The sequence below is a fragment of the Hymenobacter endophyticus genome (genome assembly GCF_032464715.1).
GTDB classification, from domain to species: Bacteria; Bacteroidota; Bacteroidia; order Cytophagales; family Hymenobacteraceae; genus Hymenobacter; species Hymenobacter endophyticus.
Genome location: NZ_JAWDJT010000001.1, coordinates 487,492 through 501,334 on the forward strand (window position 1 = coordinate 487,492; position 13,843 = coordinate 501,334).

The 13,843-nt window shown below is 61.7% G+C and carries 10 protein-coding genes; all 10 read left to right on the plus strand.

The window, feature by feature from the left end; genetic code table 11:
• Positions 1–145 precede the first annotated feature (145 nt).
• The 10 genes from ROI90_RS02010 (at position 146) to ROI90_RS02055 (ending at position 13,434) form a co-directional block, all read left to right on the plus strand.
• On the plus strand, positions 146–931 hold the full coding sequence (locus tag ROI90_RS02010; RefSeq protein ID WP_315996668.1) for a polysaccharide biosynthesis/export family protein: 786 nt from the start codon (positions 146–148) through the stop codon (positions 929–931).
• A gap of 55 nt (positions 932–986) precedes the next feature.
• Positions 987–3,383, plus strand: a complete 2,397-nt coding sequence (locus ROI90_RS02015) for a polysaccharide biosynthesis tyrosine autokinase (RefSeq protein WP_315996669.1) — start codon at positions 987–989, stop codon at positions 3,381–3,383.
• A 150-nt stretch (positions 3,384–3,533) separates the two neighbouring features.
• Positions 3,534–5,156, plus strand: a complete 1,623-nt coding sequence (locus tag ROI90_RS02020) for a lipopolysaccharide biosynthesis protein (protein WP_315996670.1) — start codon at positions 3,534–3,536, stop codon at positions 5,154–5,156.
• Between the two features lie 2 nt (positions 5,157–5,158).
• Positions 5,159–6,316, plus strand: a complete 1,158-nt coding sequence (locus ROI90_RS02025; protein WP_315996671.1) for a glycosyltransferase family 4 protein — start codon at positions 5,159–5,161, stop codon at positions 6,314–6,316.
• Positions 6,313–7,611 carry an O-antigen ligase family protein gene (locus ROI90_RS02030; RefSeq protein WP_315996672.1) on the plus strand — a complete coding sequence of 433 codons (1,299 nt, stop codon included), beginning with the start codon at positions 6,313–6,315 and terminating at the stop codon, positions 7,609–7,611. The genes ROI90_RS02025 and ROI90_RS02030 overlap by 4 nt, the downstream gene beginning before the upstream one ends.
• Positions 7,612–7,644: 33 nt before the next feature.
• Entirely contained in the window at positions 7,645–8,673 is a 1,029-nt protein-coding gene (locus tag ROI90_RS02035; protein ID WP_315996673.1) for a nucleotide-diphospho-sugar transferase, read from the plus strand.
• A gap of 5 nt (positions 8,674–8,678) precedes the next feature.
• Entirely contained in the window at positions 8,679–9,980 is a 1,302-nt protein-coding gene (locus ROI90_RS02040) for a glycosyltransferase family 4 protein (RefSeq protein WP_315996674.1), read from the plus strand.
• A 66-nt stretch (positions 9,981–10,046) separates the two neighbouring features.
• Positions 10,047–11,345 (plus strand): glycosyltransferase family 4 protein, encoded by a 1,299-nt coding sequence (locus ROI90_RS02045; protein WP_315996675.1) that lies wholly within the window; start codon positions 10,047–10,049, stop codon positions 11,343–11,345.
• A 30-nt stretch (positions 11,346–11,375) separates the two neighbouring features.
• A complete protein-coding gene (locus ROI90_RS02050; RefSeq protein ID WP_315996676.1) occupies positions 11,376–12,215 on the plus strand; it encodes a glycosyltransferase family 2 protein in 840 nt (279 codons plus the stop codon).
• Positions 12,216–12,252: 37 nt separating this feature from the next.
• Positions 12,253–13,434, plus strand: coding sequence for a hypothetical protein (locus ROI90_RS02055; RefSeq protein WP_315996677.1), 1,182 nt, complete (start codon positions 12,253–12,255; stop codon positions 13,432–13,434).
• Positions 13,435–13,843 lie beyond the last annotated feature (409 nt).

A 13,843-nucleotide genomic window follows, 5' to 3' on the forward strand; every position in this document is an offset into this window, starting at 1 on the left:
GAATAATTTAAAATTATCTTGACTTTACGGCTTCAATCCAATACATTTATGGAAATATTCAATACTAGTGCAAGTCGGCAAAATTCGGGCTCCGCTTACTTTTTGTCCTGCTCATTTACTCTTCTCCCTAGCTTTTTTCTACCGTATGCTCCTACTCTCACGCCTTCGTTACTTACTGCTTGTGCTGCCCTGGCTGGTGTTGTTGAATGGCTGTGTGTCCCAGAAAAACCTGCCCTACCTGCAGGGAAAAACCTATAACACCCGCACCCCGGTAACGGCCGACAATGTGCGGCAGCAGTACCGCCTGCAACCCGGCGACGTGCTCAGCATCCGGGTACAAAGCGTGCAGCCCCAGCTCAACGACATGTTTAACACGGTGGATGCGCGGGCCGTGTTTAACGGCGACCCGGGCAACCTGTACCTGACGGGCTATTCCGTGGATGAAAACGGCAACATTGCCCTGCCCACGGCCGGCGTGCTGAAGGTAGCAGGCCTGACCGTAGAGGAATCCCAGACGGCCGTGAAGCAGAAGGTAAGCACGTTTGTGCGGGATGCCAACGTACTGGTAAAGCTGCTTTCTTTTAAGATAACGGTGCTGGGTGAGGTGCGCAATCCGGGCCGCTACTTTGTGTACAACGCCCAGTGTACCGTGCTGGAGGGCCTGGGTCTGGCCAGCGACCTGACTGAGTTTGGTAACCGCCAGAACGTGAAGCTTATCCGCCAGACGGCCAAGGGCTCGGAGGTGGTGCTGCTGGACCTCACCGACCCGGGGCTACTGGCTTCCCCCTATTTCTACCTGCTGCCCAACGATGCCCTGTACGTGGAGCCCATGCAGGCCCGCACCTCCCGGGGCAATGCCGGCAACCTGGCCCTGGTATTCGCCGGCATTTCGGCGGTGGTACTGGTGCTCAATTACCTGAAAGTTTTATAGCCAGCGCAATCCGCTTGCTCTGTCGCCTTCCCTCACCCTGCTACTATCTATTGTAATGGAACAACGCCCACACTCCTCCGCCGACGAACTCGACCTGCACGAGCTATTTTTCCGTTTGCGGCACCGTTGGCCGCTGTTTCTGGTGGCCTTGGTGCTGGCCGGCCTGGCAGCTTTCTTGTATTTGCGGGTAAAGCAGCCGGTGTACGCCTTCCGCTCCACTATGCTGCTCGGCGACCAGGGCACGGGCTCCAAACAGGCCCAGGAACTGCTCAAGATTCTGGAGGTGAAGGAAAAGGGCACCAAGATGGAGGACGAAATCGGCCTGCTAACCTCGGCCGACATGGTGCAGCAGGCCCTGCGGCGGCTGCCGTTTGAAACCTCTTATTACGTAGCGCCTACCACCTGGCTAAATACGGTGAGTGATATGCAGCTGCAGGAGCGGCCGGTGGGTGCAGTGCCGTTCCGGCTGCGGCCCCTGGCCTCAGCCCCGCAGCTGACCGGGGTACGCATTTACGTGGAGCCCATGGCCGACGGGCGCTTCCAGGTGCGGGCCGATGCCGACAAGGGCCGGCTCTACAGCCTGCCCACCGGGGAAATGGTGCGCGAGGTGCTCAACCCCCACCTCAACGAAACGGTGCGCCCCGGCGACACCCTGCGCACTCCCCTGCTCACGGCCGTACTCCAGGCCGAGCCCGGTTACCCGGCCCAGAACGTGACGGAGCGCTACTTTGTGCTCCTGCACGACCGAACCAGCCTAACGGGCGAGTACCAGCAGCACCTGGCCGTCCGGCCCATCGACCGGGAGTCGCGCATTATTGAGCTGACCAGCAAAGGCACTGTACCCCAGAAGGAAATCCAGTTTCTGGATACGCTGATGCGGGTGTACGTGGAAAATGACCTGCATACCAAAAACCTCACCGGCCAGAAAACCGTGGCGTTCCTGGACAAGGAAATCGGGCACCTATCGGATTCGCTGCGCCGCTCCACGGCCGCGCTCAGCTCCTTCCGGGTGGCGCGGGGCGTAGTGGATGTGGGGGCGCAGTCGGCCAGCGGTATTCAGCAGCAGGGCGAGCTGCAAATGCTGCGGGCCAAGGTGGCCACCAACCGCAAGTACTACCAGAATATGCTCGGCTACCTCCGCTCCCACCAGCAGGCGGGGCAGCTGGCGGCTCCCAGCAGCATTGGCATTGAAGACCCGGTGGTCAACAACCTGATTATTCAGCTCACCGACCTGAACAGCCAGCGGGCGGCCCTGGGCGTGAATGCCTCCGTGGAAAACCCCATGGTCACGATTATGGATGAGCGGATTCGGGTGGCCAAGGAAAGCCTGGTGCAGACCCTGGCCAACATGACCCACGCCGCCGACATTGCCCTGCGCGACCTGGACAGCCAGCTGGGCCGGGTTCAGGGCACGATGAGCCTGCTACCCGAGAATGAGCGCCAGCTGGCCACGCTGAAAAGCAAAACCGACTTCAACGACAAAAACTACCAGTTTCTGATTGAGAAGCGGGCCGAAGCGGCCATTGCCCTGGCCACCAACGCCACCGATAAGAAAGTAGTGGACGTGGCCAGCATGAACGGCGACGGCCCCACGGCTCCCAAGCCCGGCCTGGTTGTTCTGATTGCGCTGCTGGGTGGGCTGGTGGTGCCAGTGGGTATCTCATTGATGCTGGATAAGGCCAACCGCCGCATTCAAAGCAAGGAAGACCTCTCGCGCATCACCAACATTCCGCTGCTGGGCGTGGTGGCCCACGGCAGCAAGCACGACAAGGAAGTGATGCTGACCGAACCGAAGGGCGCCATTGCCGAGTCGTTCCGGTCGATACGGGTAAACCTGCAGTATCTCTCCGCCGGCCTCGATAAGAAGGTCATCGGGGTTACCTCATCGGTGCCGGGGGAGGGCAAAACCTTTTGTGCGGTAAACCTGGCGGCCGAAATAGCCCACAGTGGCCGCAGGGTGCTGCTGCTGGAATGTGACCTGCGCCGCCCCACCGTGGCTGGCTACTTCAACCTGCAAGGTGCCTGCGCCGAACACGGCCTGAGCAGCTACCTGATGGGCCTGAGCACGTTTGAGGAGTGCCGCCACAGCACCACGCAAGTACGCAACCTGGATGTGCTGTGCTGCGGCCCTGTTCCGCCCAACCCCACCGAGCTGCTGGAAAGCGCCCGCATGGACGACCTGATGCAGCGCCTGCGTCAGGAGTACGATTACGTGTTGGTAGACACCCCGCCCACCGGCTACGTGGCCGAGTTTTTTATGCTGCTGCGCCACCTGGATGCCAACGTGTACGTGGTGCGCCAGAACTACACCGACAAGGGCCTCATCAGCCAGATCAACGAGCTGCACCACGAGCAGAAAATCAAGCAAATCTATATGATTATCAACGATATGCATTTCACAAAAACCTACGAGTACCGCCACAAGGAAAAGGCGTACTCCTACGGCTACTAGGCTCGAAACCCAGGAGCGGGCCACTTACTTTCTGCCGGTTCTCAATCAGCCGCGAGCTGCTGGCTTCTCGCTTTTCAACTCCACTCCTCCCCACCCTACCGCGCTGCTTTTCTCTGTCCGTTGCCCCTTTCACCCGGATAGTACCCCTACATGGCCTCCACTGCATCAAACCTGACTACTGCCGCCGTGCACGGCGTAAAATGGACCACTGGTGCCACCATCACTACGGCCCTGCTGCAAATTGGCTACACAGCCACCATGGCCCGGCTGCTCAGTCCGGCGGCGTTTGGGCTGGTGGCCCTGGCCGGGGTTATCCTGCGGTTTGGGTCTTACTTTGCCCAGATGGGCATGGAGCAGGCCATCATTCAGAAGGCCGAGCTGACCCGCGCCGATGTGCGGGCGGCGTTTACCTCCTCGGTGGTGCTGAGCCTGGTGTTTGCGGCATTGCTGGTGGCAGCGGCCCCGCTGGCCGCCAGTATTGTGCAGCAGCCCGAGGTGGTGCCCGTGGTGCGGGTGCTGGCGGCCGGCCTGCTGCTCACGGGCCTGAATGCCACGGCCCTTAGTCTGCTGCGCCGGCACATGCAGTTTCGCACCTTGGCCATCATAGAGGTGGTTTCCTACGTGCTCGGCTACGGCGGCCTGGGTATTGGGCTGGCGCTGCACGGGTACGGGGTCTGGAGCCTGGTAGCCGCAACGCTGGGGCAGAGCTTGCTGCTCACCATCCTGAGCTACCTGGCCGAGCGCCACGATATCCGGCCGTTGTTTGAGTGGGAAACGTACCGGCCGCTGGTGGCCTACGGCAGCCGCATGTCGGCCATTAGCTTTCTGGAGTTTGTAACCGGCTCCCTGGATACGCTGCTGATTGGCCGCCTGCTGGGAGCCGCCGCCCTCGGTATTTATAGCCGGGGCTGGATGCTGATTGGCTTGCCCGTGTACCTGCTTACTACCAGCGTGTCGAAGGTGGTTTTTCCTTCTTTCAGCCAAGTACAGGCCGACCGGCCCCGCCTCCGGGCCGTGTACCTGAGCAGCATTACCTTAGTTGGCGCGCTGGTAATTCCCATTTGTGCCGGGGCCGCCGTGGCTGCCCCCGAAATTGTGCGCGTGATGCTGGGGCCCGACTGGCTGGCAGCGGTACCCATTCTGCGGGTGGTGTGCGCGGCGTTTGCCCTGAGCATGGTGACCATGTTTGCCGGCGTGGTGTGTGATGCTACGGCCACGCTCACGCCCAAGCTCTGGCTGAACCTGCTGTACGTGGTGTTGCTAACCGGCCTGTTTATGGGTCTGAGCCGCTACGGGCTGCTGGGCGTAGCGGGGGCGGTGGTAGCCGGCGAGGTACTCCGGACGGTGCTGTACCTGGGCCTGATGCGCCGGGTACTGCAGGTTTCCGCAACGGATGTGCTGAGCACCTACGTGCCGGGTTTGCTGGCCGGAGTTCTGGTGGCAGCCGGTATTGCCGGTGTGCGGGAACTGCTGCCCCCTGGCTCGGTACCCGCTGCCGCGCTATTGCTCACTGAAATACTAACGGGTGGCTTGCTGCTGCTGGCCTTTGCAGTAGGCACCCCGCCCGCCCAACTGCGCCACGTGCTGCGCCGCATCCTCCAGCGCCTGCTGGAAGGCAACGCGGCATCCGGCCGGTTTGGGCACTTGCTGCTTGCTTTTTCGGCCCGGCTAGCCCATCTGGATAATGAGCCCGTAGCCACCCCGGTTGTCTCCTCCGCTCCTGTTCGTCCGCATCCCGCCCTGTTTCCCGATCCTGAAACCGAACTGGTATAACCATGCGTGTTCTGTACGATCATCAGGCGTTTACCCTCCAGGATTTTGGGGGCGTCTCCCGCTACCACCACGAGCTGCTCTGTCATGCCACCTGGGAGTCGGAGCTGGCGGTAGCGCTGAGCAACAACCTGTACCTGCGCGACGGGCACTACTCGCAGCACCGCACCTTCCTGCCCAACTCGCGGCTGCCGGCCCGCTGGCGGGTAATTGAGTTTTGCAATAACCGGGCTTCGCGGCGGGCCATTCGGCGGGGCGAGTTTGATGTATTGCACCCAACCTTGCTGGACGACAACTATTTTCTGGATCTGCTGCCGGCCGGCAAGCCCTTGGTTGTTACCATCCACGACATGATTCCGGCCCTGTTTCCGGAGCACTACCCCGACCGGGACGCCCGCCGCCTGGAACGGACAGTCCAGCGGGCCGACCGCATCATTGCCGTATCGGAGCACACCCGGGCCGACATCCTGCGGCTGCTTCCTGTGGCCCCGGAAAAAGTGCGGGTAGTGTACCACGGCTACACCGACCGGGAGTATCCCTCGGCCGGCCCCGCTTTGCCCGTGCCCGCACGCTATGTATTGTTCACGGGTAGCCGGGCGCTGTACAAAAATTTTGGCTGCGTGGTAGAGGCTCTGGCCCTGCTCCCGGCAACTCAGGCCCAAGGCTTGCACCTGGTATGCGCCGGGGGAGGGCCCTTTACCCCCACGGAGCATGCCCTGCTGCAGCGGGCTGGCTGGGCCGACCGGGCCCATCAGTTCGGGCCGGTTTCCGATGCTCAGCTCAACTTGCTGTACCGCCAGGCGCAGGCTTTTATTTTTCCTTCGGAGTACGAGGGGTTTGGGCTACCCATTCTGGAAGCCTACGGGCAGCAGTGCCCTGTATTGCTCAGCCAGGCCTCCTGCTTTCCCGAAATTGCCCGCGAGGCGGCTCTCTACTTCCCGCCTAACCAACCGGCCGCCCTGGCCGAGCAGCTGGGCCGCTTGCTCACCGACGCCCGCCTGCGCCGGGAGCTGGTGCAGCTAGGACAGCTGCGGCTGCTCGATTTTACCTGGCAGCACACGGCCCGGCGCACCCGCACCGTGTACGAGGAAGCCTGCCAGCCCCTGGGGGCACCCGGTGTGCGCATGCCTACGGGTAGTCCCATTCCTGCTTTGGAGTTATGAAAATCAGTCTTCGCTTCCGCCACGTGCTGCCTATTCTGTTGGTGTTGCTGACCGACCGCGCCTTCACGGAATTTGTTATTGCCTACCCCGATGACCCCAGACTGGGCCTGTACAACTACGCCATTACGGGCTTTTCCCTGCTGTTTATTGCCCTGTATTTCCGTCAGCTGAGTTCATTGATGCGGCGCTGGCTGCTGGTGCTGGTAGCCGCTGTGGGGTTGCTGGCCCTGGAGTCTTACAGTGGCTGGGGTACGCCCTTTGTGTACCTGCACGTATTTGCCAAGCTGCTGGCCCTGTTGCCTATTTTTGCTTTGTATGGCTATTATCGGCAGCACCCGCTGCCCATGGGCCTGCTAATGGTGCTGGTGCTGGTGGGGTTGGCTACCAGCCTGGCCCTTTTCCATCCGGATGCCCTCAGCCTCACGGCGTTTCTGGATACGGAGCGGGGCTTCGATGTAACTTCCGCCCTGCTGCTGCTGCTACCGGCGCTGTACTACTTCAACCAGTACCTGCTGCGGGGGGGCCTGCTGCGCCTGGCGGTGTTTTTTGGGATACTGGCGCTGATTGTGTTCTTGCAGCACCGCACGGTGTGGCTGACTACGGCCCTGGCTCTGGCCCTCAACCTGCTGCTGATTGTGACCCACCGTGTGGAGGGCCTGCGGCTTAGCACCCACCGCCTCACGCCCCTGCTGCTGCTGCCGGGGCTGGTGCTGGCCCTGGGGGGCACCGCCCTGGTGCTGGATAACCCGCTGGTACTGCGCAAGCTGGAAAGCAACGTGGCCGACATTACCAACGCCGACAAGCAGGGCACCGGTAGCTGGCGACTCAGGCAAATGGAGGCCTACCTGCCTTTTGTGGAAGAACACCCAGTGGCCGGCATGCGCCTGGAAGGGTTTGAGCTGCCCGTGCAGTTTTACGGCGACGGTGACCGGCCCGTGTGGGCCGACCGCACCGGCCACCACTTTCATAGCTTCTACTTCGACCGGCTGTTTTACTTCGGTATTCTGGGGGTGCTGCTGGTGCTGGCCGTTCCCATCTGGCAGCTGCTGAAACGGGCCCGCCAACCCGCGCCCCTCTCCCCCGATACGGCCGTGCTGCTCTGCTTTTCCGCCTGCGCCCTGCTCTACGGGTTTTCCTACGATTGGCCACCCTACCTCTACGGCATCATGGGGCTTACGCTGGCCGTGGCCCCGCCCCTGCGGATGCCGGCTCGCCACCCGGCGGGCTCCCTGCCCGCCCCGCTCCGGGTAGCCGATACGCCAGTACCCTCCCCAGCCCTCCCGCTGCCTGCTTAACCCGTGCTTTTGCCTGTACCTGCTGCTTTGGCCATGCTTACTTCTACTCCCCACTCCACTCCGGCAACGGCGCTTCGTACGGCGGTGCTGCTGCTCATCTTCAACCGCCCCGAAACAACCCGGCGCGTGTTTGAGGCCGTGCGCCGGGCCCGGCCGTCCCGCCTCTACATTGCCGCCGACGGCCCCCGCACCGCCCACCCCAACGACCCCGCACGCTGCGCCGAAGCCCGGGCCATTGTAGCCGCTATTGACTGGCCCTGCGAAGTATTTACCCTGTTCCGAACCACTAACCTGAACTGCGGCGTGGGGCCGGCCTCCGCCATCGACTGGTTTTTCCGGCAAGAGGAAGAGGGCATTATTCTGGAGGATGACTGCGTGCCGGCACCCAGCTTTTTCCGCTTTTGCGAGGAACTGCTGGCCCGCTACCGCCACGATGCCCGGGTGATGCACATTGGGGGCAACAACTTCAGCCGCGAAGCCCGCCGGCCCCGCCCCGATGGAGCCGAATCCTACTACTTCTCTACGCAGGTAAATAGCTGGGGCTGGGCTACCTGGCGGCGGGCCTGGCAGCACTACGATTTTCAGCTGAGCAGCTTCCGGGAGCTACACCGCCAGGGCAAGCTGCAAGGTCTGTATAGCACCCGCCTGGAAAACCGCTACCGGCTCAGCAAAATTGCCAGCGTACTGGACCTGCCCCAGCCCCCCGACGTGTGGGATTATCAGTGGCACTTTGCCATTGTGGCCAACTCGGGGCTGTGTATTGTGCCGGCTACCAACCTGGTGGGCAACATTGGCTTCGGCGAGCAGGGCACCCACACGCTCAACAGCACCGACGAGTTTGCCGATGTGCCCACCACCGATGCCTGCTTCCCCCTGCACCACCCCAGCACTATACTGGCGGACCGCCGCCGGGATAACCGCCGGTTTCGGGAGTTTTTGCGGGGTCGGGTGGTAGCCAAGCTCCGCCAGCTTCTGTCCCGCCGGCCGGCTCCTGCAGCCTCGGTATCTGCGCCGCCCTACTCCCCATCCATCCCTCTGCTCACTTCAGTTACTCACGCCTGACGTCTATGAAGATTCTACTTTCCGCCTATGGATGCCAGCCGGCTAGTGGCGGCGAAAATGGGAATGGCTTCAACTGTCTGTGGGAAACGGCCGCGCTGGGTCATGAGGTATGGTGCTTTACTACCCCGCTCAACAAGGGAGATTCGCTGGACAGCCATTTGCAGAAACTTGCCCATGAGCCCGCCGCCCAGCGCATTACCATTGTGTACGTGGCGGTACCGGCTTTGCTTACCTACTTGTACCGGTGGCAGTTTGGCGTGTACCTGCATTATATTTTCTGGCAGTTCAGGGCTTGGCGCAAAGCCCGGCAGCTGGATGCGGTAGTGGATTTCGATATGGTACACCATATCACCTACAACAGCCTGCAAATGGCCTCCTGGATGTGGCGCTTGGGCAAGCCCTTACTGCTGGGGCCCTTGGGGGGGGGCATTCATGCGCCGGCTTCGCTGCGCAGCTACTTACCCGATTGGTTTAAGACGGAAACCCTGCGCAACGTCATCAGCTGGCTGCTGATAAACTTCGACCCGAACGTCCGTCAGTCGTTGCGGCACGCCACGCTGGTGCTGGCTGCCAACCGCGAAACTGCCGACCTGGCCCGGCAGCTGGGCGCCACCCGCGTGGAACTGGCCATGAGCACCGGCCAGCCCCTCTCCTTCTACCCCGAAGCGTACACGCCCCGCGAGCCGGCCCCGAACGGGGAGCTGCGGATTCTGTGGCTGGCCCGACTATTTCCGCGCAAAGGCCTGCACTTGGTGCTTGATGCCCTGGGCCGGGTGCACCCCCGCGTCAAATTTCACCTGGATATTATGGGCGACGGGCCCGTGGCCCCCTACTTGCCGGAGTGGATTGCCGCGGCCGGTTTGGAGGGCCGGGTTACCTGGCATGGCGCGGTATCCTACGCCCGGGCCCGGGAGGCTTACCAGGAGCACGACCTGTTTATGCTCTGTAGCCTGCGCGACACCTATGCCGCCCAGTACATTGAGTCGATGGCAATGGGGTTGCCCATCCTGACGCTTGACCACCACGGCGCCACCGATTTTATTCCGGCTGAGGCCGGCCGTAAAGTGCCCGTGGGCACACCCGCTGCAACGGCCGAGGCCCTGGCCCGGGAAGTGGAGCACCTGTATGACCACCCTGCCGAACTGGAGCGCATGGGCCGGGCCAGCTTTGCCTACGCGCGCGCCCACAACTGGCCGGCGCTGGTTGCCCACCACCTGGGCCGCATGGCCGCCGCCAGCTCCGCCCTGCACGACTTGGCTACCCCACCTGCAGTAGTTGCCACTGCTGAGCTTTTCCCGGTTGCCTAAGCCGCGCCGCCTTTTCTCTCCCACCCAGGCAGACTCCCAACCCCTGCCCTACTTTCCGCCCTACCTATGAACGCCTTGGTTTCTGCCTACGCCTGCAATCCGGAATTTGGGGGTGAAGACGGTTTTGGCTTCAACTGGACCTGGCAGACTGCCCGCCAGGGGCACCGTGTGTGGTGCCTTACCAGTCCCTGCGGCCGGGCCGGCATTGAGGCGTTTATGGCGCAACACAGCCCCGAGCTGGGCTCCAACCAGCTGCAGTTTGTTTTCGTGACGGTGCCGGCCTGGGTACATTTTCTGCAGCGCTGGCAGTTTGGCGTGTACCTACACTACATGGTGTGGCAGTACCAAGCCTGGCGGGTAGCCCGGCAGCTCAGCCAGTCCGTGGCCTTCGACTACGTGCACCACGCCACCTATGGCAGCCTGCAGATGGGCTCCTGGCTGTGGCGCCTGGGTAAGCCGTTGGTATTTGGGCCCGTGGGGGGAGCCCAACGGGCGCCGGCCGCCTTCCGCCGGTTTATCCCGGACTGGTTTAAAACGGAAACCTTACGCAATGCCATTGGGTGGCTGCTGCTCACCTTCGACCCTAATGTGCGCCAAACCCTGCGCCGTGCCACCGTGGTGCTGGCCACCAACTCCGAAACGGCGGCCCTGGCCCGCAGGATGGGGGCCTGCCGGGTAGAGCTATTCCTGGATTCGGGTCTGCCCGATGCTTTTTTCTCTGAAACCTTGCCGGTTCGCGCCCCCCGGCCGGTGCTGCAGCTGTTATGGCTGGGCCGGCTGTTTCCGCGCAAGGCGCTGTTTCTGGTGCTGGAGGCCCTGGCTAAAGTAAATAAGCAGGTACCTTTCCATCTCACCATCATCGGCGACGGGCCATTGCGGCCACTCTTGCCCGCCCACATTGCCCGCTACGGCCTCCAAGACCGGGTAACCTGGCGGGGTGGCGTGCCCTGGCTGGAAGTGCGGGCGGCCTACCTCTCTCACGACGTGTTTGTGTTCGGCAGCCTGCGCGACTCCTTTGCCTCGCAGTTTCTGGAGGCCATGGCTACCGGGCTGCCCATCATTACCCTCGACCACCAGGGAGCCCACGACTTCATTCCGCCCACCGCCGCCATCAAAGTACCCCTCAGCACTCCGGCTGCTACCGCCCTGGGGCTGGCGCAGGCCGTGGAATATTTTTACCAACACCCCACGGCCCGCTTGGCGGCCGGCCGGGCAGGCTTTGCGTTTGCCACCACCCAAACCTGGGTGCTACGCACCCAGCGCCTGCTAAACCTGTTGCAGCAGCTTTTGCCCCTGCCCCTGGCGCTGCCTCCCTGGCCTTCTTGCCCGCCGCTTCACGCCTCACCCCAACCGGTGCGAGCGTAATTATTTACCTGGCTTCTACCGCTTTTCGTCATGCTGTACATCGTCATTCCCGTCTTCAACCGCAAAGAATTTACCCGGGCCTGCCTGCATTCTTTGCAGCAGCAAACCACGTTGGCTTTCACTATTGTGGTGGTAGATGATGGCTCCACGGATGGTACCGGGCAGATGCTACGCGAGGAGTTTCCGGCAGTGCTAATAGAAGAAGGCGACGGCAACCTGTTTTGGACGGCGGGCGTGAACCTGGGCATTCGGCGGGCTTTGCGCGAGGGGGCCACTCAGGTAATGACCCTGAACAACGATGTGCTGGCCGCCCCCGACTTTGTGGCCGATATGCTGGCTAAGGCGGCTCAGCACCCCACGGCCGTGCTGGGGGCTCTGGAGCTGGATGTGGCCACCGGCCAGCCCGTGTACGGGGGCGAAACCCTGGACTGGCGCACCAATACCCGCCACGACCTGCTGGCGCAGCTGCCCGCCACCCAACGCCACGGCCTGCACCCGGTTACCTACCTGCCGGGCCGGGGCCTGCTTATTCCGCGGGCGGTGCTGGAAACCATCGGCCTCTTCGATGAAAAGCACCTACCCCATTACCTGGCCGATTTCGACTATACCAGCGTGGCCCGCCGCCACGGCTTCCCGGTGTACTGCAACTACGACGCTCACCTGAGCACCTACCCCGAGGAAAGCGGCCAGGAAATTACGCGCCGCCGCCGCAGCATCCGGGGGTACTATCAGCACTTGTTTGGCATTCGGGGGGGCGGGAACCTACGCAATTTCACGTGGTTCAGCTTCAAAAACTGTCCCCGGCCTTACCTGCCCTATTTTCTGCTGAATGGCTATGCCCGGCGGCTGGTAGGGTACTTCCTGCACTAGCCCCCGCCTCAGCGGCCGGCTGTTTTTCTCCTGTATTATGCTACCTACCTTCTGGACCCGCTTAGTGGTAGCGGGGGCCCTGCTGGCTACCGGGGCCACCTGCGCCCTACGCTCCGCCCCCGATGCCGTACTGGTCATCCGGAAAGGGGGCACCTACACGGGCCGCTACCAGAGTACCAGCTCCGGGCAGGCCTGCATTCGCATTGCCACCACCGAGCCCGTAGTGCTGGAAGGCTGTGAGCTGCGCGGCCCGGGCCTGCTCATTGATGCCCGGGCCGGCGGGGCCAACCTGACGGTGCGCAACTGCCGGGGCTACGGCGAGCAGCCCACCACCGACAACCAGGCACGGGGCCGCTTTTTGGAAATCAATGATGGCACCCACCTACTAGCCGAACGAAACTACCTGGACCACACCAGCGGCTTGCTTGTATACCGCTGGCAGGGGGCGGGTACGGCGGCCCAGACCATTACGGTGCGCGCCAACCAAGCCCGTAATATTGATGGGCGCTACCGCAACGGTGGGGGGGCTCTGGTGAGCTTTCTGCAGCTAAACCAAGTACACGGGGTTGAGCATATTGATATTAGCTGGAACGAGGTAGTAAATACGCCCAACCACAGCCTGGTGGAGGATAACATCAACCTGCACAACTCCTCCGGCACGGCCCGCAGTCCGCTGCTCGTGCACCACAACTACATTCAGGGCGCTTACCCGCTGCCCGCTACGGCCCCTAAGTTTACCGGCTCCGGCATCACCACCGATGGCGACGCCTCCTCAGCCCTGACCACCACCGCCTACGTGGAGGCCTACCAGAATACGGTGGTGAGCACCTGTAATGCCGGCATGAACATAGCGGCCGGCCACCACAACTACTTCCACCACAACCGCATCATTACCAGTGGCCTGCTGCCCGATGGCAGCCGCTTACCGGCCACCTACGCCGGCACGGCCGTGTTTAACGGGTACGAGAAGCCAGGCACGGTATTTTTCGGCAACCGCATGCGCAGTAATACCATTGGGTTTGTGAGTTGGGGCCGGCAAAGCCCTTACCCCAACCGCCACGACCTGAGTACCGATGCCTGCGCCCCCTGCACCGACACGCGTCACCTGCCGGGTCCTATTACTCTGCAAACCGAAGCTCAGGAGCACGCTAGCTGGCAAGCCCAACTCCGCCAGGCTGGTCAGCAAGTAGGTTTAATCACCTCATTGGCAAGGAATTGACCAGACAACGTATATTTTTTTGTCATTTATGCTTAATACGAAAAAGGCCCGTCTGAAACAGACGGGCCTTTTTTGTTGCCTCCATTTCTATTGTCAATTAAAATAATACAATTCATCAACAAGCATCGGCTGCCTTCATATGTAAGTTGTTTTATACATTTGCAATGAACCTCAGGTATCGATTTGGTACTATTACCATAATCAAGTCGATCAGGCCTTGTTAAAACCTTTCTCTACTCCTTGAAAAAAAGGATTCGGATTGGATGGAAATAAGAGCCGACTGTTCAGCGGGTTTTTACAACCCCTGGTGGCTGCAGACAGGATTGTGCGGAAAGATAAACAGGTTTGCCACACGTTTTTAAGCTTTAATCACTTCAGCAGACTTCTCTCTACTGAAGCGGCAGGATAA

Excerpts from the sequence above, each read along its gene's own strand:
- ROI90_RS02010 (WP_315996668.1), top strand. The coding sequence starts at position 146 with ATGCTCCTACTCTCACGCCTTCGTTACTTACTGCTTGTGCTGCCCTGG.
- ROI90_RS02015 (WP_315996669.1), top strand. The coding sequence starts at position 987 with ATGGAACAACGCCCACACTCCTCCGCCGACGAACTCGACCTGCACGAG.
- ROI90_RS02020 (WP_315996670.1), top strand. The coding sequence starts at position 3,534 with ATGGCCTCCACTGCATCAAACCTGACTACTGCCGCCGTGCACGGCGTA.
- ROI90_RS02025 (WP_315996671.1), top strand. The coding sequence starts at position 5,159 with ATGCGTGTTCTGTACGATCATCAGGCGTTTACCCTCCAGGATTTTGGG.
- ROI90_RS02030 (WP_315996672.1), top strand. The coding sequence starts at position 6,313 with ATGAAAATCAGTCTTCGCTTCCGCCACGTGCTGCCTATTCTGTTGGTG.
- ROI90_RS02035 (WP_315996673.1), top strand. The coding sequence starts at position 7,645 with ATGCTTACTTCTACTCCCCACTCCACTCCGGCAACGGCGCTTCGTACG.
- ROI90_RS02040 (WP_315996674.1), top strand. The coding sequence starts at position 8,679 with ATGAAGATTCTACTTTCCGCCTATGGATGCCAGCCGGCTAGTGGCGGC.
- ROI90_RS02045 (WP_315996675.1), top strand. The coding sequence starts at position 10,047 with ATGAACGCCTTGGTTTCTGCCTACGCCTGCAATCCGGAATTTGGGGGT.
- ROI90_RS02050 (WP_315996676.1), top strand. The coding sequence starts at position 11,376 with ATGCTGTACATCGTCATTCCCGTCTTCAACCGCAAAGAATTTACCCGG.
- ROI90_RS02055 (WP_315996677.1), top strand. The coding sequence starts at position 12,253 with ATGCTACCTACCTTCTGGACCCGCTTAGTGGTAGCGGGGGCCCTGCTG.